Genomic DNA, 25,213 nt, shown 5'->3' on the forward strand with positions numbered 1-25,213 from the left:
AGACGTTGCCCGTTCTCCGACGTACGTCACGAGAGATCCCCGACGTACGTCCCAAGAGAGGTGCATGTGCAATGAGGAGTCTCCTGAAACCGGCTGCCGGGCTTGTCTTCGCGACGGCGCTGACCTGTACGGGGTGCTCCTCGGAACCGTCACCCCCGCAGGCGGCCCCCACACTTCCCACAACGCCCGCCCCCTCCAAGGAGACTTCGCCGGAGACGCCGTCACGGTCGCCGTCAAAGACACCGTCACGGTCGCCGTCAAAGACGCCCTTACCGAATGCCGCGTTCGTCCCGTACGTCAGCGCCACCGCGGCCTCCGACAACGAATCGGCGGGCTCCCCGTCGGCGTACAACCTGGCCTTCGTGATCGCGGGCCGCGGCGGCTGCACTCCGACGTGGGGCGAGTACGGCATCGGCGATTCGGCGGTGAAGTCCAGGATCTCGGCGCTGAAGTCGTCCGGCAGCAGCGTGCGGGTCTCCTTCGGCGGAGCCTCCGGCAAGGAGCTCGCGACGACCTGCAAGAACGCCTCCAAGCTGGCCGGTGCCTATGCGACCGCGCTCGACGCCGCCGGTGCGACAGAGGCCGACTTCGACATCGAGGGCGAGCCGTTGGGCGACTCCAAGTCGGTGGCGCTGCGCTCCAAGGCCATCGCCCTGCTCCAGAAGCAGCGCCCCGAGGTCCGGGTGTCCTTCACGCTGCCCGTGATGCCGCACGGCCTCAACAAGGACAGCCGGGCCGTGCTGGAGTCCGCCAACGACAACGGCGTACAGGTCTCCACGGTCAACATCATGACGATGAACTACGGCAGTTCGTTCGACGGCGACATGGGCACCTATGCGATCAAGGCGGCCAAGGCGACCCACGGCCAGCTGAAGAAAATCTTCGGCCTCTCGTCCGAGGACGCCTGGAACGGCCTCGCGCTCACCTCGATGATCGGCGTCAACGACGTCGACAACGAGACGTTCACGGTGTCCGACGCGGCCCAAGTCCGGTCGTTCGCCGAGGAGAAGGACATCGCGTGGGTGTCGATGTGGGCGGCGGCCCGTGACCGGCAGTGCGCGCGCGGCAAGGCGAAGGCGAACGTCGCGCAGACCGACTGCAGCGGGATCAAGCAGCGTTCGGGCGCGTTCGCGGAGGCGTTCTCGGGCTGACCGCTATCTGCGCCGGTGCACCAGTCGCCCCGCGCAAACGGTCGCGACACACGCGCCGGTCTCGTCGACGACAGCGAGGTCGGCGCGCCCGGTCTGGAGGATCGCGGGCCGCCGCGCCGCGCTCGCGAGGACGACCACGTCGTTGCGCTCGGCGGCGGCCCGGAGTTCGGGCGTATCGGCGTACTCCTCCAGAACCGCCACCGCCCCGAGCTTCAGCACCGCATGCACCCGTTCCCGAGGCGTAGGCGCCTCGGGCAGCGGCCCCTCGTGGACCAGGGCGGGCCCGAGAACCCCGGGCCACCGCCGTACGCGAGCGCCCGGGAAGCGTTCCTGGAGGTCCGAGAGCGAACCCGTCGCCGCGACCCGTACCCCTTCCACCACGACGGCTCCGTCCTTGACCGGAGCGGGATCGTCCCAGGTGTGGCGGAGCTCATCCGCGGCGTGAATCGTCAGCACAGGAAAGCTAGTTGGAGGCGAGGAGCTTCAACTCGGGATGAGCCGTCCCGCCCGCGATCGCCGTGGACGAGATATGCGACTGGACCCGCTCGTCGACGGGATCGTTCGCCGGGTCGTCATGCACGACGATGTGCTCGTACGTGGTCGTCCGCTGCGCCGGCACGCGCCCGGCCTTACGGATCAGGTCGATGATCTCCAGCCGGTTGGAGCGGTGCTTGGCACCGGCCGACGAGACGACGTTCTCCTCCAGCATGATCGAACCGAGGTCGTCCGCCCCATAGTGCAGCGACAACTGGCCGACCTCCTTGCCGGTGGTGAGCCACGACCCCTGGATATGGGCGATGTTGTCCATGAACAGCCGCGCGATGGCGATCATGCGCAGATACTCGAAGATCGTCGCCTGCGTACGACCCTTGAGGTGGTTGTTCTCGGGCTGGTACGTGTACGGGATGAAGGCCCGGAAGCCGCCCGTCCGGTCCTGTACGTCACGGATCATCCGCAGATGCTCGATGCGCTCGGCGTTGGTCTCGCCCGTACCCATGAGCATGGTGGACGTGGACTCCACACCGAGGTTGTGGGCGGCCTCCATGATCTCCAGCCAGCGCTCACCGCTCTCCTTCAGCGGGGCGATCGCCTTGCGGGGCCGCTCCGGCAGCAGCTCGGCACCGGCGCCGGCGAAGGAGTCGAGCCCGGCGGCGTGAATCCGCTGGATCGCCTCCTCGACGCCGACCTTGGAGATACGGGCCATGTGCTCGACCTCCGACGCCCCCAGGGAGTGGATGACGAGCTGCGGGTACGCGGCCTTGATGGCGGCGAAGTGCTTCTCGTAGTACTCGACGCCGTAGTCCGGGTGATGCCCGCCCTGGAACATGATCTGCGTACCGCCGAGCTCGACGGTCTCCGCACAGCGCCGCAGGATGTCGTCCAGATCGCGCGTCCAGCCCTTGTCGGTGGCCTTCGGCGGCGCGTAGAAGGCACAGAACTTGCAGGCCGTGACGCATACGTTCGTGTAGTTGATGTTGCGCTCGATGATGTACGTCGCGATGTGCTCCGTACCGGCGTACCGGCGGCGGCGTACGGCGTCGGCGGCGGCGCCCAGCGCGTGCAGCGGGGCGTCCCGGTAGAGGTCGAGCGCCTCCTCCGGGGTGATCCGCCCACCCTCGGCGGCACGGTCGAGGACGGACTGAAGGTCGGCCTTAGCGGTCACCGGGGCGGTCCCTTTCCTCAGGGTGTGGACGGACTGATCCAGCGTACGCCAGCCCTTTGGGGCAGCTCGCGTCAGGCCGCGAACGCCCCGATGAGGGTGCCGACGAAGGCGCCGGAGATGAGGAAGGGCCCGTACGGCACCGCGGTCTTGCGCCCGCCCCTGCGCGTAACGACGAGCCCGGCCGCGTAGAACCCCGCCAGAAAGAACCCGGCGAAGGCACCGAGCATCAGTACGCCCCACCCGTACCAGCCGAGGACGGCACCCAGCCAGAGCCCGACCTTCACATCCCCGAAGGCCACCCAGTTCGGGTTGATGAGAAAACAGACGAAGAACCACCCGGCGTACGCAAGCCCGCCGAGCAACGCGCCGGTCCAGTCACCGTTGTTCTCCGGAACCAGCGCCACGATCCCCAGCAGCCCGGGCACGGCGACAGCCAGGGGCAGATTCACGACGTCGGGCAGCCGATGCACCGAGAAGTCCACCAGGGTCAGCAGCACCCCAAAGGGCGCAACCAACAGCCATACCCCCAGCTCAGGCCGAGTACCGGCGGCAGCGGCAAGAGCGGCACACACCAGCGCGGTGACGACGACAACGAGTGGCGTACCGGGCCCATACGCCCGACCCGCACACCTAGCCCACCCCACCCAGCCGCTGATGACATGCCCGTCCGGACACTGGGCCCGCCACTCCTCCTCGGGCTCGACGGAGAGCCGATAGGCAGCACGGGGCACGAGCATCCCGGCGAGCGCACCCCAGAGGGCAGCGCCAAGAATCAAGGCCAGTTCCACAAGAGGCTCCCTGCCACTACCGCACCGCTGTGGGCAAGCGATCCGCTACCGCTGTGGGCATACGTTCCGCAAGGCGGAACGGGTGGGCACAGCCAAAAGCTCCGGGCAACTTGTCACCCAACGGCCGCAACACCACTACGCCAGGAGGGCAGCAACTCATCCAACAAGGCCTCAGTCCGCGGCGGCACCCCCCGCGCCCCACTCCGCGAAACCAGATCCGCCGCAAGCCTCTGAAGCTGCGCCGCATCCCCCGTGGCATGAGTGGCCCGAAGCAACTCATGCCACAACCGCTCATCGCCCGGCGCGGAGCCAAGCGCCGCGTTCAGCGCCTCAATAGCCTTCCCGGCCCGCCCCTTCTCAAGATGGAACGCCGACAACGCCAGCCCGATATCGGCGACGAGCAAGGGCAGTTGCGCATCGATGATCTCGTGCGTAAGCCATCCGTACCGCCCCGCAGGCCGCTCCGCCAGCAACGGCCCCCGCACCAACACCAACGCATCGGTCAGCAACCGCCCCCGCACAGCCCGGCTGTCGACCCCACGTCCCTGAGTCGCCTCGTGATACAGCGACCGCAGCACATCCAGGTCGGACACGACCGACTTGGCCAGCTTGAGCCGCCCCGTCGAGTCGGTGCCAAGTCGCGGTGTGCCGTCCGGATCATTGCCCAGCCAGGCCCGCAGCCGCTCGACCAGCGCGTCCCGCACATCCTCGGTGACCCCGCGGGGCCACAGCGCGGACGACAGCACCCGAGGATGCACACCCTCCCGGTGCAGCAGCAGCAACGCCAACGCCTCGTGCAGCAGCGGACTGCGCTCACCGTCCGGCGTGTCGAGGCCGATGATCTCGTACGGCCCGACAAGCCGCGCATACACCGCCGGCCGTCCCTGCTCGCTGATGTCGACGAGGAACGGCGGATCGGCGGCCGGACCGTTCGGCTCGCGCTCCGGATCCGCCTCGACGAACAGCTCGACGACGGCGCGCTGTTGGGCCACCGGCAGCAACTGGGCGTCGAGTTCGAGCCCGAGGAGCGGCGCGAGCAGCTTGCCCTCGCCGGTGATCTCCATCTCCCAGGCGGCACCGGGCAGATCCCCCGACTCCGTACCGACGAGATAGCCGATGCCCAACCGGCCGGCGTCGGAGGCGAGTTCGGCAAGCTTGACCGCGTCCTCGGCGGACGGTTCGGCGGCGAGGAGTACGAGGTGCGGAGCCCAACGAGTGTGCTGCGCGGGCCCCGTACGCCCCGTGAGGACGGAGTCGTGGCCGGCGGCGCCGAGCGCCCCGCGTCGCTGCCTGGTCTCCGCCTCCATGGTCTCGATGAGCGCCTCGATGTCGTCGAGGTGGCGCAGCCGGTTGGGCGCGAGGGGGGTGAGGTCCTGGCCGAAGCCGACGAGCGTGATCGTCATGCGGTCGGACCAGCCGTTGGTCGCCAACTCGGCGGCCACGGAGGCGAACACGCCCGCCCGGTCCTCCTCGCTGCCGCTCAGCGAGACGATGCCGGGAACGGATTCCAGGTTGAGCAGCAGCCGCGAGTCGTCCATCGTGCCGAGGCTGACGAGCCCGGGGTACGGGGCCGCCGTGTCGACGTCCTCGTACCGCTCGGCGTCGGCCCGCGCCAGCATCCAGAACGTCTGGTCCTGCCCGAGCTGCCACGGCACCGGCGGCCTTCCGGCGGGCTGAGCCAGTTGCAGGTGCAAATCTCCGTTGCTCATCCAGGCCGCGTACACGGTCGGCAACGGCCGCGACTCCTCCGCGAGCGCAGCGGCCAGCCCGCGCAGCGACCGGTCAAGAAGTCGTACGCCCTCGGGGTCGGCCCCCACGAGCAACGCGTCCTGCGCATCGGCGGCCGTACCGGTCGGCGTCGGCGGCTCCATCATCCCGCGCCGCCCGCCGACGGCACCGAGGGCCGACTGCCACAGGGCCTGACGGCGCCGGCGCCCGAGCGCCCCGAGGAGCCCGGCGGCGAGGAGGGGCGCCCCGAGGAGGGCCTGCGGCAGCCCGAAGCCACCGTCGTCGGCGGCGGAGGTGGCGTGCTCCTGCCCCTGCCGGCCTTGGCTTTGCTGACCTTGGTCAGGGCCTGGCCGCTGCTCGGGCACCGTGATCTGAGCCGTTTCATGATCAACGGCCCCGCTGCCACTGCCGCTACCGCCCTGCTGTCCACTCCCCCGCTGTTCCCCGCTCCCCGTCCTGGAGTAGTCGGAGATCTGCTGCTGAACCTCCTTCGACACCTCCGGGGCCTCGTCGGGCATCTCGACGAGGTCGCCGCCGCGGGCGTCGCCGGGCATCTCCAGGATCCAGCCGGGCCGGATGAGGCTGGCCTCCGAGAGCCTCGAACCGTCGGGCTGCGCACGGTCCTTGTTGAGCTGGTAGATCTCCTTGTACCGCCGGCCGTCCCCGAGGTGCCGCTCGGCGACCTCCCAGAGGGAGTCGTGATGGCGCCCCTCCGGCGGCTGGATCCGGTAGTACTTCGTGTCACCGCTGTCGGCGGTGCTCCCGCTCTCGGCGGCGTGCGCGGCGTTCGCCGCCTGCTCGGCCAGCGCGGTGGCGGCACTGGAGGCGGCCTGCTCCTGCTGCCCCAGCAGGCCGGCGGGCGTCTGCTGCGCGGCGGCGACGGTCGGCCGCTGGTTCTCCTGCAACTGCTGTCCCAGCTGCGAGAGTCCGGGCGCAAAACTGGCCGCGGTCGCGCCGACCAGCAACAACGCGGCGACGAGCTGCCGCGCGAGCAACTGGCTCGGCCCGGCACCGGGCACCCGGTTCGGCACCCCGACGCCGGACAGCGCGGCCTTCATCTCCACGAGTACGCAGGCGGTGAACTGGGCCCAGGCAAACCAGACGAGAACGGTCAGCACATTCAGAAACGTGCCGGCCGTGATCTCCTGCTGAAGCCAGTCCAGACTCGGCGTCCCGCTCGGCAGCGGCCACCCCATCTGCGTGGCCAGCGCCCCCGGCACCCCCACCAGCAGAACAATCAGGGCGATAAAGGCAAAGAACGCCTTGATGAAATCCCCGAACGTACGCCGCCGCCGAGGCAAAGGCTGCGGCGTCCGATTCCTCGGACCCGGCGAACTGCCCGTCGAGCTGGAAGTGGTGCGTCGCGCCATGGCGGGTGTCCTGATGTCGTGTGTGGAGGGAGGAGTGCGGGGGTGTACTGAGACTACTGAGATCTTAAGGAGGGTGTCGAAGGTCGGGCAGTGGGCGCCGCTTCTCCGGCCGCCTGCTTTCTCACAACCCGACCCCTAGGCCCGAGTTGTCCGACCGACGGTTGGCCGCCCCACATCCGGGATGTGAGCCACTTCGCAACTGTCACGTCACAGATCTCACGATCCACACACGATCCCCCATCGCTGCTCCGATGCACGCCACTTGCCCCTGATAGCTTCGTTCTCTGTTGCACACACGCCTGCGCTAGGGGGAGTTCGTCCGTGGCCCGCCGCACCCTGACCACGACCGCCACGTTCGCCGCATCGGCGGCGCTTCTGCTCACCGCTTGCGGCGGGGGTGACGACTCGTCTTCTCCGGATGACATCAAGGGGGCGGACAAGGGGGCGAGCAGCCCGTCGGCTTCGGCCTCCGCGGCGTCGGACGCGAAGCGCCCCGCCATCAAGCTTCCGGAGAGTTTCCAGGCGAACTTCGAGGGCTGGACGAACAGCGACCCCGAACTCCAGACCGTCCTCAACGACGGTAAGGAACGCCTCCGGGCTTCGTACGCCGCCATCGTCGCCGGCGATCCCGAAGCCGACTCCTTGTCCTTCTACAGCGGGCAAGCCGCAATGAGCACCGGCTCCGCCTGGGTCAAGGGCTACAAGGGGCTGACGATCACCGGCGAAGTCAAGGTCTACGACCCAGAGGTCACCTATCTGGGCAAGAACAAGACGCGTTCCACGCTCTTCTACTGCGTCGACGAGAGCAAGGGCTACAGCAAGGACCTCAAGACAGGCGAGACCGCGGGAACCCCCGAGGGCGAGTCCCCGAAAGTGCAGTACCGCACGAGCCTCGGAAAGGAAGCGAACGGCGTCTGGAAGACCATGACCGTCGAGACCGAACCGGGAGCGTGCTGAGCATGCTGACTCCCCGCAAGACTCTCGGAGGTCTGCTCACTTCGCTGACGCTGGCAGCAGCGCTGGCGCCATCCCCGGCCCTCGCCCTCGGGGAGCCAGGAAACGAAGGTGAGACGGGCGCCGACTCCGACGCCAACGGCACCATCTCCGCTTCTGCCCGCCACTCCCGGATCAAGATCACCCAGGCCAGCGCCCCCACCGGAGACAACACCGGCAACATCTCCTCGACGGATGTCAACTGGGAGCCGCCACCCTGCTGGTACGAACCCGCCTTCACGCCCGAGCAGCTCAAGGAGTTCTCGGAGACGAACGGCCAGGGCGACGTCAGCCCCCACGTGTCCTGGTACGGCGAGAAGCTGTGGACGGACCACTACCGGGACAGCAAGGACGCCACCAACTGGAACGACGACGAGCTGTCCACCGCCAAGGGCTACGACAACTACAACCTCGGCCAGGACGGCTACTTCTGGCGCGGCGTAGCACCGGACACCACCGACCCGGAGTCATGGAACTGCGACCGCGTCATGTTCTGGCAGGACGCCGGCGAGATCCCCGACGTACCGAACGCCCCCACACCGGAGATCCTCGCCGAGTACGCCTACGACAAGGTGAAGGTCCCCGACACCGAGGTCGAGCTGAAGCCGGAAGCCAAGTCCACGGTGAACGTGCCCACTTGGGTCTGGCTGGACAAGGGAACGTTCAAGGAGGTCAAGGTCCGCGCCGAGCTCCCGAACACCGGCTTGTGGGCTGAAACGACCGCCAAGCCGGTCGCCCTCCACTTGGAGCCGGGCACGGACGACGCGGAGACCTTCCCCGCCTCCGGCGACTGCGAGATCAACGACGACGGCTCCATCGGGACCCCGTACAAGACGGGTGACGCCGGCAAAACCCCACCGTGCGGCATCAGGTACCTACGGGCCACCAACGGAGAACCGTACGAACTGTCGGCCTCCGTAACCTGGCAGATCACCTGGGAAGGCGCGGGTGGCGACGGCGGCGACCTCCCCGACGGGACCTTCGAGACGACCCAGGACATGAACGTCCAGGAAATCCAGTCGATCAACCGCTGACACACTCCGCCGAAGGCCGGGCCGTTCCGCACGAATCGAACCGGCCCGGCCTTCGTCTGCGTGCCGCCGCACAGCCGGAGAGGGACCCGAGATCGCAAGGGCCACGTAGGCCGAGGCCCCCCGCCCTCGGGAGGCCCTCGGCGGAGCCGGTCACCGTTGCCGTCTATGGTCGTAACCGTCCGCCCGTCTGTTGTGTGAGGTCCCCGTGTCAGTGCCCGTTCCGGATCCCGCCGTCGCCCATTTCGGCCGGGATGGAATGCGTCGGATCAGTGCGACCGGAGCCTACGGCGTACGGCTGCCAGAGAACTCGCGGGCGACCCTCGAAGGGGTGGGTGTACCGCTGCACGTCGCGCCGTACTTCCGGGCTTCCGGTAAGGAGGACGCCCTGGCCCTGGGGGTGTTCGCGGGGCATCACGGGTTGCCGCGTCCGGCGACCGAGTCCGAGCGCTGGCTGCGAATCGGCACTGACGGACTGGCCCACCTGTGTGTGCGGCCGGACGGTGCGCTGCAGGCCGTTTTCCTGGAGAACAACGAGTACGACGGTGCCGAGCCCGGCATGTTCGTCAGCTCGGACATCACGGCGTTCAACGCGTCACTGGTAGTGCTGGACCGCAGGCTGCCCGTGATCGCCGTTTCGCCGGGGCTGTCGGTGGCGGCTGCGGCCTTCAGGGAACTGAACGCGGAACTGCGTCAGATCGACGCCGCGGCGTTCGCGGAGCGGGAGAGTTGGTGGCCTCGGGTCCTGGACGACGTACGCCACAGCCTCAACTTCCCCTTCTCCTCGGCGTTCGAGTACGTCGACGAGGCGGGCGAAAAGCAGACCGTAACGGACGCGACCGGGCCGGGTCGGGCGCATCCGGAGGAGCTGATCTGGCAGCGGCTCTCGGGCGAGGGCATCGCGCCGGAGCAGGTACGCCGGGTGTACTGCGAGCTGGAGCCGTGCATGATGCCGGGCCACTACTGCGCCGTGTGGATGCAACGAACCTTTCCTCAGGCGGAGTTCACCCACAGCTTCGACTACGGCAGCGACGCGGAGTCCCGTGAGGCGGGCCTGAAGGAGCTGATCACGCACGCGGCCAGGCAGGCGGGCGGCCGGTGAGCGACCGCAGGTGGGCGCGTCCTTCGGCGGGCAGGGAACCCGCCGCGGCCGCGCTGCTGGGGTGGCTGTCGGACCGGTACGCGCCACGGTTGTGCTTGATATCGGGCGGGGCCGGATGCGGGAAGTCGGCACTGCTGGCCTGGCTGGTGGGCCACGCATCCCGGGCGGATACGGCGCCGCAGCGCGTCGTGCATGCGTTCGCCCCGCTGGCCGGACTCAGCACGATGGGTGCGGTGTGGACACTGGCCGGGCAACTCGGAATGGCGGCCCGGGGCCCCGGCGAACTGCTCGCCGCGCTTGCGGCCGACCAGCGTCGCACCGTGATCGTGCTCGCCGATCTGCACGCTGCGGCCGCTCCCGAGGAACTCGCCGAACTGGTGCTGTATTTGGGGGAATTGGAGCACGTCCGGCTGATCGTCGAAGTGCGCAGCAGCCATGCCGTGCTCCCACCCTTGGCCGAGTCCCTGCCGTCCGGGGCCAAGCCCGCGGTGATGGATCTCGACGAGGCCCAGTGGACGGACCCCGTACGGTACGCGGCCTGGCATACCGACCGGGCGTCCTCGCCGGGACTGCCGACCACATCCGATGACCCGTTCGCGCCCCCGCCGGACCTCGCGGATCCGGCCGCGGTCTGTGCGGCGGATCCGGTGCGTGTGACGGCCGCGTACGAGGCCGGTATATCCGAATCCAGGACCGGCACGTCCGGAATCGGGATCGGTACGCCGGGGCCGTCCGAGTACGGCGGGCTACGCACCGCATGGCTTCGTGCCGGGCAGTCCCTGCTACGCGACCAGACCTCCGCCGAGCGTGCACTCGTCCTGCTCACGGCCCTGGGGGACGGCGCGGACCCACGGCTCCGGCCTCAGGTGGCGGAGCTGGCCGCCGGTGCGTCCTGGCAGCCGGTCTGGAACCGGGTGTGTGGGGACGCCACCCCGCCCTGGCCCGGCCCGGTCTTCGCGGCCGCCGCGGGAAGCGGCCCGCTTGAGGGACAGGCACTCCTGGCCGATCACCAGGGCGTGTTACGGACCGTGGCCCTGGCCGACGCGGCCCCCACCGGGCGTCTCGGCCAACGCGTCCCCCGGGCCAGAGCCCTCAGCACTCTGCCCGACGGAAGCACTTGGGTCCTCGATGCTCAAGGACACCTGCACACACAGCAGTTGCCCGCCGCGCGACCCGTGTCCGGCCTGGCGGCACTCCTCGACGACGGGCCTACGGTCACCGAGCAGGCTGCCGAAACACTCACCGAGCACCTGGCACGGACGCCGAGAACGGCGCTGGCAGCCACCGGGAACCTCGCCGCGGTCGGTGACGCCACCGGCACGGTGCACACCATCACGCTCAACACCCCAGGCGACGCTCCACGCACCGCTCGCCTGCACGAAGGACGCGTCACCGCCCTGTGCGTGGTCGACGTCCCGGTCGGCGAAGCCGGGCAGGCCATTCCTCTCATATACAGCGGCGGCAGCGACGGCTGTATCCGCGCATGGGCACCTGACCACGAACCGCTGACGACCCCTGTCGCCGAACGTCCGTACCCCGTCGTCGCGTTGAGCGCCTCGTACCCCTCCGTGGGAGTGGTCCTGGCGGTCGGCTGGGCGGACGGCCTGGTCGAGTACCACGGCCCGGACGTCGACGACATACGCACCTTCCACCCCGGACTTCCGGTCAACGCTCTGGTGGTAACTCCCGGCGGCGAACTGCTCATTGGCACCGACGAGTCGCTGATCTGCCTACGTCCCAGGTGACTTGAAACCTTTCCCCGTCAACTCCTTGGTCAACTCTTCGATTGACGATCACCCTTTCGGCGGACAGGGTGGTGAAAGTTGACCTCTGAGGGGGAAGTTCCGCGTGGGGAAGAAGCTGCCCGACGAGCTGGTCGAGGTGCTCGACCTCGTCGGCGTCAAGTGGCCCAACATCGACGAGGACGAGATACGCGACTCGGCCAAGGACTACCGCCACCTCGCTGAAGGCATACGCGACGCTGTCAAGGAGGGCAACAACGCCTGTTCCCACATCGTCGGCGGCCGCAGCAAGGGCATGACCGTCGAGGCCATCGACCGTCGCTGGGGCAAGCTGACCACCAAGGACCTCGCCCAATTCGCCAAGGCCCTGGACGACTTGGGTGACGCGCTCGACGACTGCGCGGGATTCATCGAGGGTTGCAAAATCGCCTGTATCGCCGAGCTGTCCGCCACGGCCGCCACCGCCACCGCGGGCGTCATCGGCATGTTCTTCACCGTCGGACTCAGCGGCCTGCTCAGCGCCGCGGCCATCGCGGCATGCCGCTTCGCACTGCACGAGGCCATCGACTACGCGATAGGCGAGATCACGTCCATCGTCACCGACAGGATCGAAGCCAAGATCCTCACCAAGATCGAGGATGTCTTCACCGACCACCTCGACGCCGATGAGGGCGATCTGGCCGGCTACACCGCCGGCGGCGCCGGCCTGGCCCAGGAACTCGTCATCGAGTTCGATGAGTTCGACAAAGCCTCGGGCGACTACAAGAAGACCCGCGACAACTTCGACAAGAAGAAGGGCACCCACAAGACCGGGGGAACCAAGCGCCGCAGCTCCGTCAAGAAGGACAGCCGCTTCCACAAGCTGGCCTCCGTCATGGACAAGGCCGAGGACGCGGTCGACAAGAAGGCCGACGAAACGGTCGACGTCCTGGAAAAGCACGGCGGCAAGATCGACAAGAGCAAGAAGGACCACAAGGAGGAGGACGAACGCAAAAAGCGGGACATCGACAGCTGCGACAGCGGTGACGTCCCCATGTACCTGCTCAACGCCGACGGCAGCATCCGTGAACTCCACGCCGACGGGTCGACCAACCGCGTCAGCCCGAAGGATGACTCGGGCATCCGGAACATCATGGAGCCCGACGGAACAGTGTGGCGCCCCAGAGGGCGCGAGAAGAACCCCTACACCGTCCCGGTGGGAAGCAAGGGACCGAAAGCCACCTCACAGAAAATCACCCCTGGCAGTACAGACCTCTCCAGGGCCACGGAGATTGCCCGCTTCGCGAAGAAGGACTACGGGGGGACGAACTTCGCCGCCGGCAGATATATTGACCCCACAACCGGCAAAGAGATGATCCTCGTCGGAGATAGCGAAGGCCCACACTCCGAGCGAACCATCGGATATCCGCTACTCCGCCACAATCGAGAATCCGGCCTGACTGAGGTATACACAGAGCGGGAACCATGCCAATTAAGCCCGAAATGCGACCAGTGGTTGGGTAAATATTTCGACCCCGGTTTGGACGTCACACACTCATCGGACTACGATCAGTCCGTCAAGGGCAGCGCCCGAGATGCGGAACACCGAAAATACATGACCGACCTCGAAAGACGTCACGCAGCACAAGGTAGCCCCTGATCACCGAATACCCGATTGGTTAACCGCATGCTGGCCCAGATTCCCCCGCAGGACATCCTGGACACCTTCGGCCTGACCGGAGTGGTGTACTACCCGAGCAGCAGGGTGTCAACGCTTGATCAGGAGACGTCCGCCTTTCTGTCCAGTACAGGACTGCCCGCCAACGAGACGTTCGCCCCACTCGCCGACCTGACGGATCCCAACCTGACTTTCTCCACAGTTCCGTCCCTTAAAGCAGAATTCGAGCGGCACTCTGCCGACCTCCCTCCAGAATGTGCGGAGTGGGAGATTCTAGGGCAACTCCTGTACTCGACCGTCGCCATCGACCCGGCTTCGGGAAAGATTTACGGTTTCCCCGAGGGGGAAGAATACTACGTCCCCCTCCATGCCGATGTCTCCTCTCTCACCCATTCTCTGATCGTCCTCGAAAAGGGGAAGCGCGAGTTCAAAGGGTTGAGGGATGATCGCGAATACACGACGCACACCGCGATCGCCGAGCGGATGACGGCTGAGGTATCCGCGATCGACGAAACGCCACTGAGCACCGCGGAAAGCGAGTGGACACGGATCTTCGAAGAGATCGCCATGGGAATGTGGGGTTGAGGAAACCCACTGAGGTTTTCTCAGCGAGATCATTTCCAGTGCCCGTTGAGGACGAGTGTGGCGCGGGATATGTCGCCGATTCTGCTGGGACTGAGGGTGACGTGCTTGAGGGCTCGCCAGCGTTCCTTCAGTTCAGCGCATTCGTGGCGCGGGTTCCTCGGTCCAGGGCGGTCTCGGAGTGGCCTTTGGGGCGGCGTACGGGCACGTGAATGCCGATGCCGGCGCCGATGTAGCCCTTGTCGGCGAGCGTGGGAAGCCCGTCAGCGGCGGCCTTGTACAGCGCGGGCAGCACGTGGATACGGGCGGCGGTGATGTCTGGGGTGGAACCCGGCTCGACATCGGAGACCCACAACGGGGTGCCGTCCGGCGCGGCCAGGAACTGAATGTTGCCGCCGAAGCTCTTGTGTTTCTGGGAGAACCACAGGTCGTTGCCGTTCTCCCGGACCCCGGCCAGCCGGTCGCAGGCGATCAGCGTGCCGTCCAGCACCACGTGTGTCATCCCCGCGGCGCGGCAGAGGTCCAACACCTTGTGCAGATCAGGAGCTTGGGCGGCCAGCACGCCGATGCCCTCATGGAGGTAGCGGTAGCCGGTGGCCTGCGAGATCCCGGCGTCCCGGGCCAGGCAGTGCACGCAGCCGTGTTCTCGGAACCAGCGCAGCACCAGTACCGCCTGGCGGAACGGGCCCAGGGCGCGAGAGCCCTTTGGCGTGCCGATCCCGCGCCGGTGGGCGGCCAGCAACCGGGCGAGGAACTCCACGACGTGGCGTGGGACGCCGAGCGCGGCAGCATAGGTGACCAACGTGAAGCCTCTGGTTCGAGCGGACACGATCTTGGCAGACCAGTCCTACCAGGGGCTTCACGCCTGCCCGGCCTCGTGGGCCACCCGGAGATCATTTCGCTGGGGAAGCCTCAGTGGGTAAGAGCCGCGCTGGGCTCAGCCCCAGGTCTTGCCGGCCGGTTCCTTGATCGTGCGGTTGATCCGGTTGAAGAAGTTGGTCAGCGCGATCTCCAGGTTGATCGCGCCGATCTGCTCCTCGGTGAAGTGGGCGGTGGCCTCTTCCCAGATCTCGTCGGTGACGCCCGGCGCACCGTCCTGCAGTCGGGTGGCGGCCTCGGCCAGCGCCAGTGCCGCGCGTTCCGCGGCGGTGTAGAACGGAGCCTCGCGCCACGCTGCGACGTTGTGCAGCCGCTCGTCGGTGTCACCGGCCTTCTTCCCGCCGGCGACACTGGCGTAGACGCACGCCGAGCAGCTGTTGATCTGGCTGGCGCGCAGGTGGACCAGCGCGAGCAGCTTCGGGTCGACGCCCCCGACGGCGATCGCCTTCTGGAGGTGCTGGATCGCGGTCCACACATCGGTGTTGTTCGTGTTCTTGTTCTTGAGTCGGTTTTCCATGGGGAAGTGCTCTCCTTCATCGGGTTACGTTGCGGCGCCTGTGCGCGTCATCCCTATGACGGAGCAGCTTCCACGGAGGTAACAACATGGCCGGCACCCATCCGACGGACCCGATCGTCGATGCTTTCGAGTCCCACCGTGACCGGCTCCGCGCCGTCGCCTACCGCATGCTCGGATCACATGCCGATGCGGAAGACGCGGTCCAAGAGGCGTGGTTGCGTCTCTCCCGCCAGGACACCGACACCATCGACAACCTCGGCGGCTGGCTGACCACCGTGGTCGGCCGCATCAGCCTCGATGTCCTGCGGTCGGGCCGGACGCGCCCAGAAGTCTCCTTCGACGGCCAGCTACCCGAATTCACCGTGACGCTCGACGACGCCCCCGCTCCGGAAGACCTCGCGGCAATCGGGGACTCCGTCGGCTTCGCGCTCCTCACGGTCCTCGACTCGCTGCGCCCTGACGAACGACTGGCGTTCGTGCTGCACGACGTGTTCGCCGTGCCCTTCGCGGAGATCGGCACCATTCTCGGAAAATCCGCCGACGCGACCAAAATGCTCGCCAGCCGCGCCCGCAGGAAGGTACAGGCCGCCCAGCAGCCGGCAAGCGCCGGACGACAACAACGCGAGGTGGTCCAAGCCTTCCTGGCCGCGGCCCGCGACGGCCGGTTCGAGCAGCTGCTGCAGGTTCTCCACCCCGAAGTGAAGTTCACCGTCCACACCCCGAACGGCACGTTCGTCACGCTCGGGGCCACCGAAGTCGCCACTCGCGCGCGGGTGGCCGGCAGTGCGGCACGAGGACATGCGGCGACCGTCAACGGCCGCCCCGGCGTCATCTCCTGGAGCGAGGACGGAACCCCGCTTTCCCTCCTGGCCTTCACTGTCGCCGCCGGCCACATCACCGAGATCACCGCCGTGGTCGACCCGGCCAAACTCGCGCTCATGGACCTGCCGGACCCGGTGTGACTCCCTACCGGCGTAGGCCGCGCATACTCGAAGTGGTCCACTCCTGATCCCGCAGAGACGTTAGCCCCTGAGAAAACCTCACTCAGCCTTTTCCATCCTCAGTCTGAGCTGGCGTGATGCAGGCAGAGGATGGCCTGGACAAGGCTCCTGATGCGGGTGGTCGAGCATCGGAGCTTGCGTAGGAGCCGCCAGGACTTGACGGCGGCGACGGCTTGTTCGACGAGGGCACGGATCTTCGCGTGGGAACGGTTGACCGCCTGCTGTCCTGTGGACAGGGTCTCCCATCGGCCTCAGCAGGTGATGACGCCGCAGAGGACGTCGATCCGCGCAATCCTCGGGGGCGGCGATGACCGCTGGTCGCGCTGGTGAGAGCGGCGACCTCCCCGAACGGCACCTTCGAAGCGACCCAGGACATGAACGTCCAGGAAATCCAGTCGATCAACCGCTGACACACCCCGACGATGGCCGGGCCGTTCCTCACGAATCGAACGGGCCAGCCTTCGTCTGGGTGCTGCCGGTCACGGACTGGCCCGACGCAATCAACGCCCTACGCGGCCCGTAGGTCGCACCACACGTACTTGCCCTTGTCGCCGCCGCGCCTGAGCGGATGCCAGCCCCAGTCATCGGCACAGGCACGTACAAGTTCGAGACCGCGGCCCGCCTCCGCGTCGATGGCGTACGCCAACTCCCGTGGAGGCGGCGGCGGTTCAGGATCGGCATCCCAGGCCTCGATACGCAGGACTCCGTCCCGCCAGTGCAGCCGCAGGGACGCGGGACCTTTCGTGTGTCGTACGGAGTTGGAGACGAGCTCGGTCACCAGCAGCTCGGCGACTTCGGTGAGCCGGATGAGCCCGTGGATGGTGAGGATCAGGCGCAAGGTGCGCCGACAGACGGTGACCGCTCGAACGTCGTGCGGGATGTGGAGCGTGTATTCCCAGGGTTCGTCTGTGGGTTTGGGCGTGCGTGAACTCCGTTTGGTGAAAGGGGAGTTGGAGAGAGGGCGCGACGGTCGACGGGCGATGGCTCTGCCGCAGCCGTCACGGCATGACGGAGCGGTGCACTTTCGGAGCCCCGTGGTTCCGCAGCGTGTGCGACGCGTCACCGACAGTAGAGACCAAAATTGGCCTCTCGCAACCCGCTGCCGTAATCTCCCTCCGAACGGGCCACCGTTGCAAGGCCGTTGAGACGAGGAGGAGCCCATGACACGGAGACGGGAGCCCACCGCACGTCAGGTGCGCCTCGGGGCCGAACTACGAAAACTGCGCGAGGCCGCAGGGCTCAAGGGGCGCGAGGCCGCAGCGGCACTGGGAACTGACTCAGCACGGCTGAGCCAGATCGAGTCCGGGATCGTAGGCATGAGCGAGAACACCGTCCGCCGACTTGCCGCCAATTTCGCATGCACGGACCAGAAGTTGGTCGAAGCACTGGTAGCGATGGCGACCGACCGGACACGCGGATGGTGGGAGGAGTATCGGGGGCTACTGCCCACGCCATTCCTGGACATCGCCGAAGTGGAGCACCACGCCACGCATCGGCACGACGTTGAGTTCTTGCACGTCCCCGGCCTCCTTCAGACGGAGGACTACGCGCGCGCCGTCTTCTCGTACCGCGTTCCCGAACCCCCCGACGCCGAACTGGAGTTGCGCGTCCGCCATCGGATGCAACGAAGGGCCGTCATCGAGAGCCCCACGGCCATCCCGTACGAAGCGGTGATCCACGAGGCGGCCCTGCGCATCAGGGTCGGCGACCGCGCCGCCGCACGGGCTCAACTCGCCAGCGTCCTGGAACTCTCCGAAATGGACCACGTCACCGTGCGCGTCATCCCCTTCGACCTGGACGGCTTCGCCGGAGCCACAAACGCCATGATGTACGTGGGTGGCACCGTGACCAAGCTGGACACTGCGGTACGCGATGCGCCCCACGGAGTGGCCTTCATCGACTCCGAAGCCCAACTCGGCGCATTTCGAACGCTCTTCCGTAAGGTGGAGACTGTGTCGCTCGAACCCACACGTTCGCGTGACTTCATCCACAAGCTGGCGAAGGAACTGTGAGGCGCACCGTGACCACCCCCGACAACTGGCAGAAGTCGTCCTTCTCGGGAAGCGGCGACGGCAACAACTGCGTCGAACTGGCCTCCACCCCCACCACGATCCACCTACGCGAAAGCGACATCCTCACCACTCAACTCACCACCACCCCCACCCCCCTGGCCAATCTCCTCCGCTCCATACGCTCCGGAGCCCTGGCCGCACCTTCGACGTAACCGCAACGGGCCCCTCCGCCGGGCACAGTTGCGAAAAGCCTGAACACTTCCCTGGGAAGTGTTCAGGCTTTTCGCGAACTGGTCCACGCGATCCGGGGCCCGACCCCGCGACACCCGCTTCGTCAGCGGTCAGTGAGCGCCGGCGTGGACGCTGACGCCCCCCGCGACTCCCTCGGCCGAGGCCGCCCCAAAGACGTCGGCGCAGACGCCGACGGACCCGGCCTGGAGAAAGCCACCGCCGGACATGCCGCCCGCGAGACCGTCGCCTGCGAGACCACCGGACACGCCGCCCGCGAGGCCGCCGGACACGCTGTCCAAGCCGGCGTCGGAGATCTCGGCGGTTTCAACCTGGGGGGTGTAGTTCATGACGCGCGTTTCCCTTCGAAGGTGAATTTCCCAATGGCGGAGATCGCCCGATTCCCAAAACCGGAACCATTCCCGGCAACTCACGCCGTGCGCAGGATCAAAGCACGCCCACGAAGACACGGCCAGCCGCTCCCCTCCCCTGCGAGACGCATTCCGATGCCCGACTTCACACCCGTGACGACCAACTCACCGAATACACCAACTCCTTCACACACCCGTTCACGCGGCTGCACGCACAACAGTTGCCACCATGTTTCCAAGCCGGACATCCACCCGCCAAAGCCCCATGGCGCAAAACTGGTGTGACAGATATTCAGGTTCCGCATGACCTCCCGGTGAATGGTGTGCAGGTTTCCCAGATCTTCCGCCGCTGCTCGACGCAACACATGCGTCGGCGCCGGCAAGCCCCCGCCTGTCAGAGGGATGCGGTACTTTCACACGTACGTTCTGATGGGTCCGAAGGCGGCAGACACCATAGGGGGACGAAGACATGGCCAAGCCCGACCTCGCGCTTCCGCTCAGTGAGCTGGAGGACTACGGGACCCGGCTGCGTGACATCAAGCGGCGTATGAACCACACCAAGAAGCTCTTCGAGTCCTACCGGGACGACGTGGGCGACGGTGGCGTCTACGACAAGCTCGAGGAGTTCGAGTCCAACTGGGAGGACGGCCGCGAGGACATCAACCAGCAGCTCGACGCGCTGGCCGACATGTCCGACGCCGTCGTACGCGAGTTCAAGAAGCTCGACGACGACCTGGCGAAGCAGGTCCGGGATGGTGTGAAGACGAAGGAGAAGGACGGGGGCGGAAAGGGCGGCGGCGACAAGTAGACCGCCCCCTCAGGCACCGCCCGCGACCTCCCTGGAATGGCCAACTGTCACTTCCGTACCATGGCCAGTCCATGCCAACGGGGAGGGACGCACCCATGCAGGACCTGGCGCCGGACGACGCCCGCGAGATAGCCGGTTACCGACTTCAGGCGCGCTTGGGCGAAGGCGGCATGGGGGTGGTGTACCTGTCGCACACGCGGGGTGGTCAGCCGGTGGCACTGAAGGTCGTCAGGCGGGAGTACGCGCAGGACCCGGAGTTCCGGCGGCGCTTCACCCAGGAGGTCACCTCCGCCCGCCGCGTACAGGGCCCCTACACCGCGCCGGTGCTGGACAGTTACACCGACGGCCCCGAGCCCTGGCTGGCCGTCAGCTACGTACCCGGGCCCTCCCTTTCCTCCGCCGTGTACGAGCACGGGGTGCTGCCGCTGCGTACGGTGTTGCAGCTGACCGCGGGCATCGCCGAGGCCCTCCAGACCATCCACGCGGCCGGGGTCATCCACCGCGACCTCAAGCCCTCCAACGTCCTGCTGGCCTCCGACGGACCGCGCGTCATCGACTTCGGTATCGCCCGCGCAGCCGACACCACCGCCCTGACAGGCACGGACGTACGACTCGGCACGCCCGCCTACATGGCGCCAGAGCAGGCCATGGGCGGCGAGGTCACCCCTGCCCTGGACCTCTTCGCGCTCGGCCTGGTCATGCACTTCGCGGCAACCGGCCGCCATCCGTTCGGCGACGGCGCTTCGCAGGCGCTGCTCTACCGGATCGTCTCCAACGAGCCCGATCTGAGCGCCTGTCCCGAGGAACTGCGCGGCATCGTCGCCGCCTGTCTCGCCAAGGATCCTGCTGCCAGGCCGACACCGGCGCAGCTCATCGAGGCCTGTAACACCCTTGCCGGTACAGGAGGCTTGGTGCGTCACGAGGGCTGGTGGCTGCCGCCGGCCGTCGCGCAGCAGATCGCCCAGCAGGAGCAGACGATGCGCCTGCACTCGGCTCCCGCCGCCCCCGCCCCCGCCGCACCGCAGGCGTATCCGGTACCCACGCAGCCCGGGCTCGCACCGGATGCCGCCTTCGCGGCTGCGGCCCCGACGCGGCCCGCGCACTCTCCGGCCGAGGGCTTCATGGCCGCCGCGCCCACCGCACCCTCCTACGCTCCGCCCACCGCACCCGCGTCCACCGCGTCGGCTCCAGCCGCCAAGCGACGTCGTACGCCGCTGATCGCGGCACTCGCTGTCGTGGGTGTACTGGCGGTCAGCGGTGGTTCCGTCGCCGCGTACCAGCTGATGGCGGACGACAGCGGCGAGGGCGGCAGCACGGCGTCCGGCGACTCCAAGTCCGGTTCCGAGGTCGCCGACGGCTCCGGGAGCGGTGACACCGGGGCGAGCGCGGAAGCCAGCGCGCCGACGGGCGAGAAGGCGCCGAAGACGGAGGCGGGGTGGCAGGTCAGTGTGCAGAACAAGGGCCTGGTGCTTCGGGCTCCCAAGTTCATCGCCACCGCCGAGGACATCGGCTCCGGCACGATGTGTCGCCCCTCCGACGTGACCACACTCGACATCAACGACCTCAAGGTCGAGACCAACCAGGGCTTCCTGCCTGATTCCGGCGGCTGGCTCACCTACACCGCCTGCCCGGACCCGATCAAGACGAACGGCATGCGCCTGGCCGACGACGGCGGTTCCTTCAGCACCACCACCGACCCCCGCCCCACCCCCACCGCGTGCCGCGACGCCGCCCAAGAGGCCGGGCTCCCGAATCCGATCCCCCTGAGCAAGATCAGGGACGACTCACTTTTCAAGGCCGACACCGGCATCTGCATCGAGTCGAGCGAGGGCGCCGTCACCCACCTGTGGATCTCCAAGGTCAACAAGGAGACGGCGGAGAACGACAATCTCCGTACCTACGTGCTCACCGCCACCCAGTGGAAGCCCGAGTGACAGGTCCAAACGGGCCTCAGCCCACCTCGTTCTCCGCCACCGCCTGGCCGTGGACGACCACGTCTCCGCCGTACAACATGCCCGTGAAGACCGGGGAGTACGTGAGCTGAACCTCGACCTCCACCTCGTCCGCGTTCGCGGCGACGCAGTGCGTGGCGCCGATGTCCGCGCCGGACATGCCCATTTCGTTGGCGAAGGCCTTCACGCGGGCGTTGCAGTTCTCGAAGAGGATCGGTGCGGGACCCGCCTCGTTGTCGTAGAGGGCCTCGAGGTCGATGTCCTGGGCGGCGTAGCGGGCGGCCTGTTCGGCGATGTCGGCGGCACGTTCCCGCTTGGAGATCGACAGGCCGCCGTCGATGACGAAGGCCGACAGGGACAGGAACACGAGCGCGAAGATGATGACCGCGCCAGCGCCCGAGCCCCGGTCGTCCATACGGGCCCGGCGGGCCGACACCCATCCGCCTACAGCAGAGCGCAGCGTCACGCCGTCCTCCGGAACGGGTCGAGTGGCGAGCTGAAGCTGGCCGTCAGCGTCGTGGGGACGTCTACGCCGATCATCGCGAGGCCGCGTACCTCACAGCTCACCTCGACCGTGAAGATCGTGTCGGGCACGAAGCCCTCACTGGTCTGGTTCACCGTCACCGGGCCCGAGCAGACGTCATCGAGGTTGGCCTCCGCGGCCTTTTTCGCCTCTGCCATCGCCGTGGCGTGGTCCTTCTGAATCGAACCCGCGCGAGCCGCATCCCGCGCCGCCCCGTCCAAGGCCCCCCGCCCGTCCACCAGTTGCCCGAAAGCCACCAGGAGGAGGATGAACAGGATCATCACGGGAGCGAGGATCACCACCTCGATCGTGGACAGCCCACGGTCCCGGTCCCGGGAAACCAGGACCCGCACCCGAGCCCGCACAAAAGTGAGCATGCCGAAAGAGAGCACCTAGTCCACGTCCTCCACGAACCTCTCCACCGGCCCCGACGACTCCGCATGCACCGTGAAATCAAGCCCGGGAAAGACGGTCGGCACCTTGGCCGTGATCTCCACACCCACCGTGTTCTCCTCCGGATGGAGCATGGTCACGTCGGGGGCGAGGACCAACTGCGGCCCCAGCTGCGCGATATAGCTGTCGACCACGTCCTGCGCCTCGCCCCGCCATGCGCCCGGCTGCTCGTCGGCCGTCGCGCGCGCCTTCCGCGCGCCCGCCTGCGCCGCCGCCTGGGCCACATGGTCGGCGAAGAAGTACAGCGCGAACTGCACCGTCGCGAAGATCATGAAGAAGAGTACGGGCGTGAGCAGCACGAACTCGATCGCGGTCATGCCGGAGTCGCCGCGGGCGGAGGCGGCCTCCACCCGGCGGCGTACCCAGCGTCGTACGCTCACCAGCAACCCCGTATGGATGTGAAAGTGGCAGAAGTCAGCAGGTGTTGCCCGCGTCCGCACCCTCGATGCAGTCCTTCACCTTGTTGGCGCCATCACCCAGCGCCTCGTTGATGATCGCGGCGACCACGCCCACGATCGCCACAACGACCGCCGAGATGATGACCCACTCCACCGCGGACGCACCCCGGTCGAGTTCGCCGGAGCGGGCGCGCTGCACCCGGCCCTGGAGGAAGGTGATCAGGAAGTCCACCCCCGGGATCCCGGTGCTGAAGTTCCGTCCGTTCATGGTGAGTTGTCCTCTCAGAAGGTAGTAGTCGGCGTCAGACCTGGAACACACGCATCGCAGCGGGGAAGATCAGGAACACCAGGAAACCCGCGCACAGCAGAAGTTGGGCCACAAGCATCGACTGCGACTTCTCCCCCGCACTGCCCTCGATATCGGCGAGTTCGCGGTGCCGCATCGTCTCGGCACGCGAGGCGAGCGACTCGCGGACCTTCGCGCCGTCGTCCGCGACGAGCGCCAACGACGCCGAGAGATCCTTGAGTTCCTCGACGCCCAGCTCCTCGCCGAGCGAACCGAGCGCCTGCCACTGGCTGATGCCGGTGATCCGCGCGTCGGCCAGCGCGTTACGGATCCGCTGGGTCGCCCAGCCGTCGGAGATCTCGGCGGCTGCCATCAAGGCCTCCGGGAGACCACGGCCACCCGCCAGGCTCATCGACACCAGGTCCAGGTACGCGCCGATCACGCGCCGCAGGTCACGCCGTTTGTCGGAGGCGTCCCGCCGCACTTCCAGATCCGGCAGGAAGAAGAAGAGAACCGCGAAGAGCAATGCCAGCCAGACCGGGATGATCGGGCTGCGGCCCACTCCCAGCGTCCACACCACGGCGAACAAGAGCGGCCCGAAGAACAGCCCCGCGGCCCCCAGCAGCACCTTCGTCGCGAGAAACTTCTCCCAACTCCGGTCCAGGACCGCGAGATCCGCCCGAAGCGACCGCTGCTCCCAGCCCTGCTGCATATAGATCTCGGCGACGCGCTGACCCACTCCGGCCCGTAGGCTGCCCAGCCGCCCCGCGTCGGCGGTGCGGTGCGAGGACTCGTACGCCGCGCCCCGCGCCCGCATCGCGTCGATGCGCGCGACTTGGGAGACCGCGCTGCGCTTCGACGGCATGAGGGCCCGTACGAGGGCGTAGACGCCCAGGCCCAGAACGGCGCCGATCACGAGCGGCATGGTCAGGTCCATTAGCGGCGTACCCCCTCTTCGGACGACGCCGGCGACTGGGACGGCCCTGACGGCTGAGACGGCCCCGACGACTGGGCCGGCATACGGGGGCGTACGAACTGGACCGCCGCCTCGTCCCGCACCAGGAACCGCTCCGGCGTCTCGATGGTCGACAGCTTGCGCAGCCACCAGAAGCCGAGCGCGAACAGGCCGCAGACACAGGCGAGTACGAGCTGTCCGACCGCCGTGCCGTACGGCTCGACGAAGTCGCGGTTGAAGATGGAAAGGCCGAGCACGAAGGAGATGGAGACGGCGACAACGATCTGTACTGACCGGCGAGTTGATGCCCGCTGCGCCATGACGCGCTGCCGCATGTCGACCTCCTCGCGCGCCGACTTGGCGAGCGCGCCGAGCACTTGGCGCAGGCCCGGGCCGCGCAGCCGCGCGTTGAGGATGAGCGCGGCGACGATGATGTCGGCGGAGGCGTCATTGATCTCGTCGGCGAGGTGCTGCAGGGCCTCGGGCAGCGGCGTACGGGAGCGGAGCCGGTCCACGAGGGCGTCGAGGTGCGGGCGCAGAACGGGGGCGGACGCGCGCGCGGACGCCGGGATGGCCTGCTCCAGGCCGACCGCACCGGCGATCGTGTCACGCAGCGACTCGGTCCAGGACGCGAGCGCTTCTACGCGGCGCATGGCGGCCTTCTCCTCGGAGGCGCCGCCGAAGAGCTTGTCCCAGAAGAAGACGAGTACGGCGGCGGCGATACCGGCCACCGCCCAGCGGGTGAGCAGCAGGACGACGATTCCGGCGCCGGCCGCGATCGAACCGCGCTGACCGGCGAACCGGATGAGCTCCCCGGCCCGTTCGCCGGACTTCTGCTTCTCGTGTTCGGGCTTGGCGGGCAGTCCCCGGACCGCGACGGCGAACAGCGCGAGTCCGCCGCCGACGGCGACGCCGCACGCAAGCGCGTACAGCACCGTCGTGGAGAAGAGCCCGCCCATGGAGCCGAGCGAGCCGAGCGCGGCAAGCTGCACCGTCGTCCCCGTCATCTCCCCCGTCACGTAC

Annotated in this window: 25 protein-coding genes and 2 pseudogenes; 12 read left to right on the plus strand and 15 right to left on the minus strand. The window is 67.8% G+C overall.

Going from position 1 to position 25,213, the window contains the following annotated elements; translation table 11 throughout:
- Positions 1-71 precede the first annotated feature (71 nt).
- On the plus strand, positions 72-1,151 hold the full coding sequence (locus tag ACGFNK_RS27780) for a hydrolase (RefSeq protein WP_393420157.1): 1,080 nt from the start codon (positions 72-74) through the stop codon (positions 1,149-1,151).
- 3 nt (positions 1,152-1,154) lie between these two features.
- Here ACGFNK_RS27780 and ACGFNK_RS27785 read toward each other — a convergent pair whose 3' ends face one another.
- The 4 genes from ACGFNK_RS27785 to ACGFNK_RS27800 form a co-directional block, all read right to left on the minus strand.
- Positions 1,155-1,607, minus strand: coding sequence for a hypothetical protein (locus ACGFNK_RS27785; RefSeq protein ID WP_393420159.1), 453 nt, complete (start codon positions 1,605-1,607; stop codon positions 1,155-1,157).
- A gap of 7 nt (positions 1,608-1,614) precedes the next feature.
- Positions 1,615-2,814, minus strand: a complete 1,200-nt coding sequence (gene mqnC, locus ACGFNK_RS27790; RefSeq protein ID WP_388681943.1) for a cyclic dehypoxanthinyl futalosine synthase — start codon at positions 2,812-2,814, stop codon at positions 1,615-1,617.
- 71 nt (positions 2,815-2,885) lie between these two features.
- Complete coding sequence (locus ACGFNK_RS27795) at positions 2,886-3,551, minus strand: prepilin peptidase (RefSeq protein WP_393420409.1); 666 nt, start codon at positions 3,549-3,551, stop codon at positions 2,886-2,888.
- Between the two features lie 164 nt (positions 3,552-3,715).
- Positions 3,716-6,700 carry a BTAD domain-containing putative transcriptional regulator gene (locus ACGFNK_RS27800; RefSeq protein WP_393420161.1) on the minus strand — a complete coding sequence of 995 codons (2,985 nt, stop codon included), beginning with the start codon at positions 6,698-6,700 and terminating at the stop codon, positions 3,716-3,718.
- Between the two features lie 321 nt (positions 6,701-7,021).
- On the opposite strand from ACGFNK_RS27800, the gene ACGFNK_RS27805 reads away from it, so the two are divergent.
- The 6 genes from ACGFNK_RS27805 to ACGFNK_RS27830 all read left to right on the plus strand — a co-directional run bounded on the left by ACGFNK_RS27805 (position 7,022) and on the right by ACGFNK_RS27830 (position 13,810).
- Complete coding sequence (locus tag ACGFNK_RS27805; RefSeq protein ID WP_393420163.1) at positions 7,022-7,657, plus strand: hypothetical protein; 636 nt, start codon at positions 7,022-7,024, stop codon at positions 7,655-7,657.
- Positions 7,658-7,659: 2 nt separating this feature from the next.
- Positions 7,660-8,727 (plus strand): hypothetical protein, encoded by a 1,068-nt coding sequence (locus ACGFNK_RS27810; RefSeq protein WP_393420165.1) that lies wholly within the window; start codon positions 7,660-7,662, stop codon positions 8,725-8,727.
- Between the two features lie 211 nt (positions 8,728-8,938).
- Positions 8,939-9,826, plus strand: a complete 888-nt coding sequence (locus ACGFNK_RS27815; RefSeq protein ID WP_393420411.1) for a nucleic acid/nucleotide deaminase domain-containing protein — start codon at positions 8,939-8,941, stop codon at positions 9,824-9,826.
- Positions 9,823-11,571, plus strand: a complete 1,749-nt coding sequence (locus tag ACGFNK_RS27820; RefSeq protein ID WP_393420167.1) for a hypothetical protein — start codon at positions 9,823-9,825, stop codon at positions 11,569-11,571. Before ACGFNK_RS27815 ends, ACGFNK_RS27820 begins: the two co-directional genes overlap by 4 nt.
- A gap of 103 nt (positions 11,572-11,674) precedes the next feature.
- Positions 11,675-13,207, plus strand: a complete 1,533-nt coding sequence (locus tag ACGFNK_RS27825) for a nucleic acid/nucleotide deaminase domain-containing protein (protein WP_393420169.1) — start codon at positions 11,675-11,677, stop codon at positions 13,205-13,207.
- 27 nt (positions 13,208-13,234) lie between these two features.
- Positions 13,235-13,810 (plus strand): SUKH-4 family immunity protein, encoded by a 576-nt coding sequence (locus ACGFNK_RS27830; protein WP_393420171.1) that lies wholly within the window; start codon positions 13,235-13,237, stop codon positions 13,808-13,810.
- 29 nt (positions 13,811-13,839) lie between these two features.
- On the opposite strand, the pseudogene ACGFNK_RS27835 reads toward ACGFNK_RS27830, so the two are convergent.
- A pseudogene (locus ACGFNK_RS27835) lies at positions 13,840-14,609 on the minus strand (transposase family protein).
- Between the two features lie 135 nt (positions 14,610-14,744).
- Positions 14,745-15,203 (minus strand): carboxymuconolactone decarboxylase family protein, encoded by a 459-nt coding sequence (locus ACGFNK_RS27840; RefSeq protein ID WP_393420173.1) that lies wholly within the window; start codon positions 15,201-15,203, stop codon positions 14,745-14,747.
- Between the two features lie 86 nt (positions 15,204-15,289).
- Here ACGFNK_RS27840 and ACGFNK_RS27845 point away from each other — a divergent pair, with 86 nt between their 5' ends.
- Entirely contained in the window at positions 15,290-16,165 is an 876-nt protein-coding gene (locus ACGFNK_RS27845) for a sigma-70 family RNA polymerase sigma factor (protein WP_393420175.1), read from the plus strand.
- A 98-nt stretch (positions 16,166-16,263) separates the two neighbouring features.
- On the opposite strand, the pseudogene ACGFNK_RS27850 reads toward ACGFNK_RS27845, so the two are convergent.
- Both ACGFNK_RS27850 and ACGFNK_RS27855 read right to left on the minus strand, forming a co-directional pair.
- Positions 16,264-16,455, minus strand: a pseudogene (locus ACGFNK_RS27850) (transposase family protein); the annotation flags it as partial.
- Between the two features lie 257 nt (positions 16,456-16,712).
- Positions 16,713-17,084, minus strand: coding sequence for an ATP-binding protein (locus tag ACGFNK_RS27855; protein ID WP_393420413.1), 372 nt, complete (start codon positions 17,082-17,084; stop codon positions 16,713-16,715).
- A gap of 280 nt (positions 17,085-17,364) precedes the next feature.
- Between ACGFNK_RS27855 and ACGFNK_RS27860 the strand changes: the two genes are divergently transcribed.
- Both ACGFNK_RS27860 and ACGFNK_RS27865 read left to right on the plus strand, forming a co-directional pair.
- Positions 17,365-18,216 carry a helix-turn-helix domain-containing protein gene (locus ACGFNK_RS27860; protein WP_393420177.1) on the plus strand — a complete coding sequence of 284 codons (852 nt, stop codon included), beginning with the start codon at positions 17,365-17,367 and terminating at the stop codon, positions 18,214-18,216.
- Between the two features lie 8 nt (positions 18,217-18,224).
- On the plus strand, positions 18,225-18,428 hold the full coding sequence (locus tag ACGFNK_RS27865; protein ID WP_393420179.1) for a DUF397 domain-containing protein: 204 nt from the start codon (positions 18,225-18,227) through the stop codon (positions 18,426-18,428).
- Between the two features lie 129 nt (positions 18,429-18,557).
- On the opposite strand, the gene ACGFNK_RS27870 is transcribed toward ACGFNK_RS27865, so the two are convergent.
- Positions 18,558-18,794 (minus strand): hypothetical protein, encoded by a 237-nt coding sequence (locus tag ACGFNK_RS27870; protein ID WP_393420181.1) that lies wholly within the window; start codon positions 18,792-18,794, stop codon positions 18,558-18,560.
- A 490-nt stretch (positions 18,795-19,284) separates the two neighbouring features.
- Between ACGFNK_RS27870 and ACGFNK_RS27875 the strand changes: the two genes are divergently transcribed.
- Together ACGFNK_RS27875 and ACGFNK_RS27880 are read left to right on the plus strand one after the other, a co-directional pair.
- Entirely contained in the window at positions 19,285-19,623 is a 339-nt protein-coding gene (locus ACGFNK_RS27875; protein WP_386340680.1) for a hypothetical protein, read from the plus strand.
- Between the two features lie 95 nt (positions 19,624-19,718).
- Positions 19,719-21,557 (plus strand): serine/threonine-protein kinase, encoded by a 1,839-nt coding sequence (locus tag ACGFNK_RS27880; protein ID WP_393420183.1) that lies wholly within the window; start codon positions 19,719-19,721, stop codon positions 21,555-21,557.
- A 16-nt stretch (positions 21,558-21,573) separates the two neighbouring features.
- Here ACGFNK_RS27880 and ACGFNK_RS27885 read toward each other — a convergent pair whose 3' ends face one another.
- From ACGFNK_RS27885 to ACGFNK_RS27910, 6 genes are read right to left on the minus strand one after another with little or no spacing between them, the layout of a single operon-like run.
- A complete protein-coding gene (locus tag ACGFNK_RS27885; RefSeq protein WP_386341012.1) occupies positions 21,574-21,990 on the minus strand; it encodes a pilus assembly protein TadG-related protein in 417 nt (138 codons plus the stop codon).
- 47 nt (positions 21,991-22,037) lie between these two features.
- Positions 22,038-22,475 carry a TadE/TadG family type IV pilus assembly protein gene (locus ACGFNK_RS27890; protein ID WP_393420185.1) on the minus strand — a complete coding sequence of 146 codons (438 nt, stop codon included), beginning with the start codon at positions 22,473-22,475 and terminating at the stop codon, positions 22,038-22,040.
- Positions 22,476-22,490: 15 nt separating this feature from the next.
- Positions 22,491-22,937 (minus strand): TadE family protein, encoded by a 447-nt coding sequence (locus ACGFNK_RS27895; RefSeq protein ID WP_393420187.1) that lies wholly within the window; start codon positions 22,935-22,937, stop codon positions 22,491-22,493.
- Between the two features lie 28 nt (positions 22,938-22,965).
- Positions 22,966-23,217: a hypothetical protein gene (locus ACGFNK_RS27900; protein WP_328770981.1), complete on the minus strand. Its 252-nt coding sequence runs from the start codon at positions 23,215-23,217 to the stop codon at positions 22,966-22,968.
- A gap of 34 nt (positions 23,218-23,251) precedes the next feature.
- Positions 23,252-24,172: a type II secretion system F family protein gene (locus ACGFNK_RS27905; RefSeq protein ID WP_386340672.1), complete on the minus strand. Its 921-nt coding sequence runs from the start codon at positions 24,170-24,172 to the stop codon at positions 23,252-23,254.
- A complete protein-coding gene (locus tag ACGFNK_RS27910; RefSeq protein ID WP_393420415.1) occupies positions 24,172-25,149 on the minus strand; it encodes a type II secretion system F family protein in 978 nt (325 codons plus the stop codon). The genes ACGFNK_RS27905 and ACGFNK_RS27910 overlap by 1 nt, the downstream gene beginning before the upstream one ends.
- Positions 25,150-25,213: the final 64 nt, after the last annotated feature.

The organism is Streptomyces sp. NPDC048825 (assembly GCF_043198355.1).
In the GTDB taxonomy this organism is placed as follows: domain Bacteria; phylum Actinomycetota; class Actinomycetes; order Streptomycetales; family Streptomycetaceae; genus Streptomyces; species Streptomyces xiangluensis.

Coding starts and splice junctions, on each gene's coding strand:
- ACGFNK_RS27885 (WP_386341012.1), bottom strand. CDS start 21,990: ATGGACGACCGGGGCTCGGGCGCTGGCGCGGTCATCATCTTCGCGCTC.
- ACGFNK_RS27800 (WP_393420161.1), bottom strand. CDS start 6,700: ATGGCGCGACGCACCACTTCCAGCTCGACGGGCAGTTCGCCGGGTCCG.
- ACGFNK_RS27810 (WP_393420165.1), top strand. CDS start 7,660: ATGCTGACTCCCCGCAAGACTCTCGGAGGTCTGCTCACTTCGCTGACG.
- ACGFNK_RS27875 (WP_386340680.1), top strand. CDS start 19,285: ATGGCCAAGCCCGACCTCGCGCTTCCGCTCAGTGAGCTGGAGGACTAC.
- ACGFNK_RS27780 (WP_393420157.1), top strand. CDS start 72: ATGAGGAGTCTCCTGAAACCGGCTGCCGGGCTTGTCTTCGCGACGGCG.
- ACGFNK_RS27845 (WP_393420175.1), top strand. CDS start 15,290: ATGGCCGGCACCCATCCGACGGACCCGATCGTCGATGCTTTCGAGTCC.
- ACGFNK_RS27900 (WP_328770981.1), bottom strand. CDS start 23,217: ATGAACGGACGGAACTTCAGCACCGGGATCCCGGGGGTGGACTTCCTG.
- ACGFNK_RS27910 (WP_393420415.1), bottom strand. CDS start 25,149: ATGGGCGGGCTCTTCTCCACGACGGTGCTGTACGCGCTTGCGTGCGGC.
- ACGFNK_RS27870 (WP_393420181.1), bottom strand. CDS start 18,794: ATGAACTACACCCCCCAGGTTGAAACCGCCGAGATCTCCGACGCCGGC.
- ACGFNK_RS27830 (WP_393420171.1), top strand. CDS start 13,235: ATGCTGGCCCAGATTCCCCCGCAGGACATCCTGGACACCTTCGGCCTG.
- ACGFNK_RS27905 (WP_386340672.1), bottom strand. CDS start 24,172: ATGGACCTGACCATGCCGCTCGTGATCGGCGCCGTTCTGGGCCTGGGC.
- ACGFNK_RS27860 (WP_393420177.1), top strand. CDS start 17,365: ATGACACGGAGACGGGAGCCCACCGCACGTCAGGTGCGCCTCGGGGCC.
- ACGFNK_RS27880 (WP_393420183.1), top strand. CDS start 19,719: ATGCAGGACCTGGCGCCGGACGACGCCCGCGAGATAGCCGGTTACCGA.
- ACGFNK_RS27890 (WP_393420185.1), bottom strand. CDS start 22,475: ATGCTCACTTTTGTGCGGGCTCGGGTGCGGGTCCTGGTTTCCCGGGAC.
- ACGFNK_RS27795 (WP_393420409.1), bottom strand. CDS start 3,551: ATGCTCGTGCCCCGTGCTGCCTATCGGCTCTCCGTCGAGCCCGAGGAG.
- ACGFNK_RS27840 (WP_393420173.1), bottom strand. CDS start 15,203: ATGGAAAACCGACTCAAGAACAAGAACACGAACAACACCGATGTGTGG.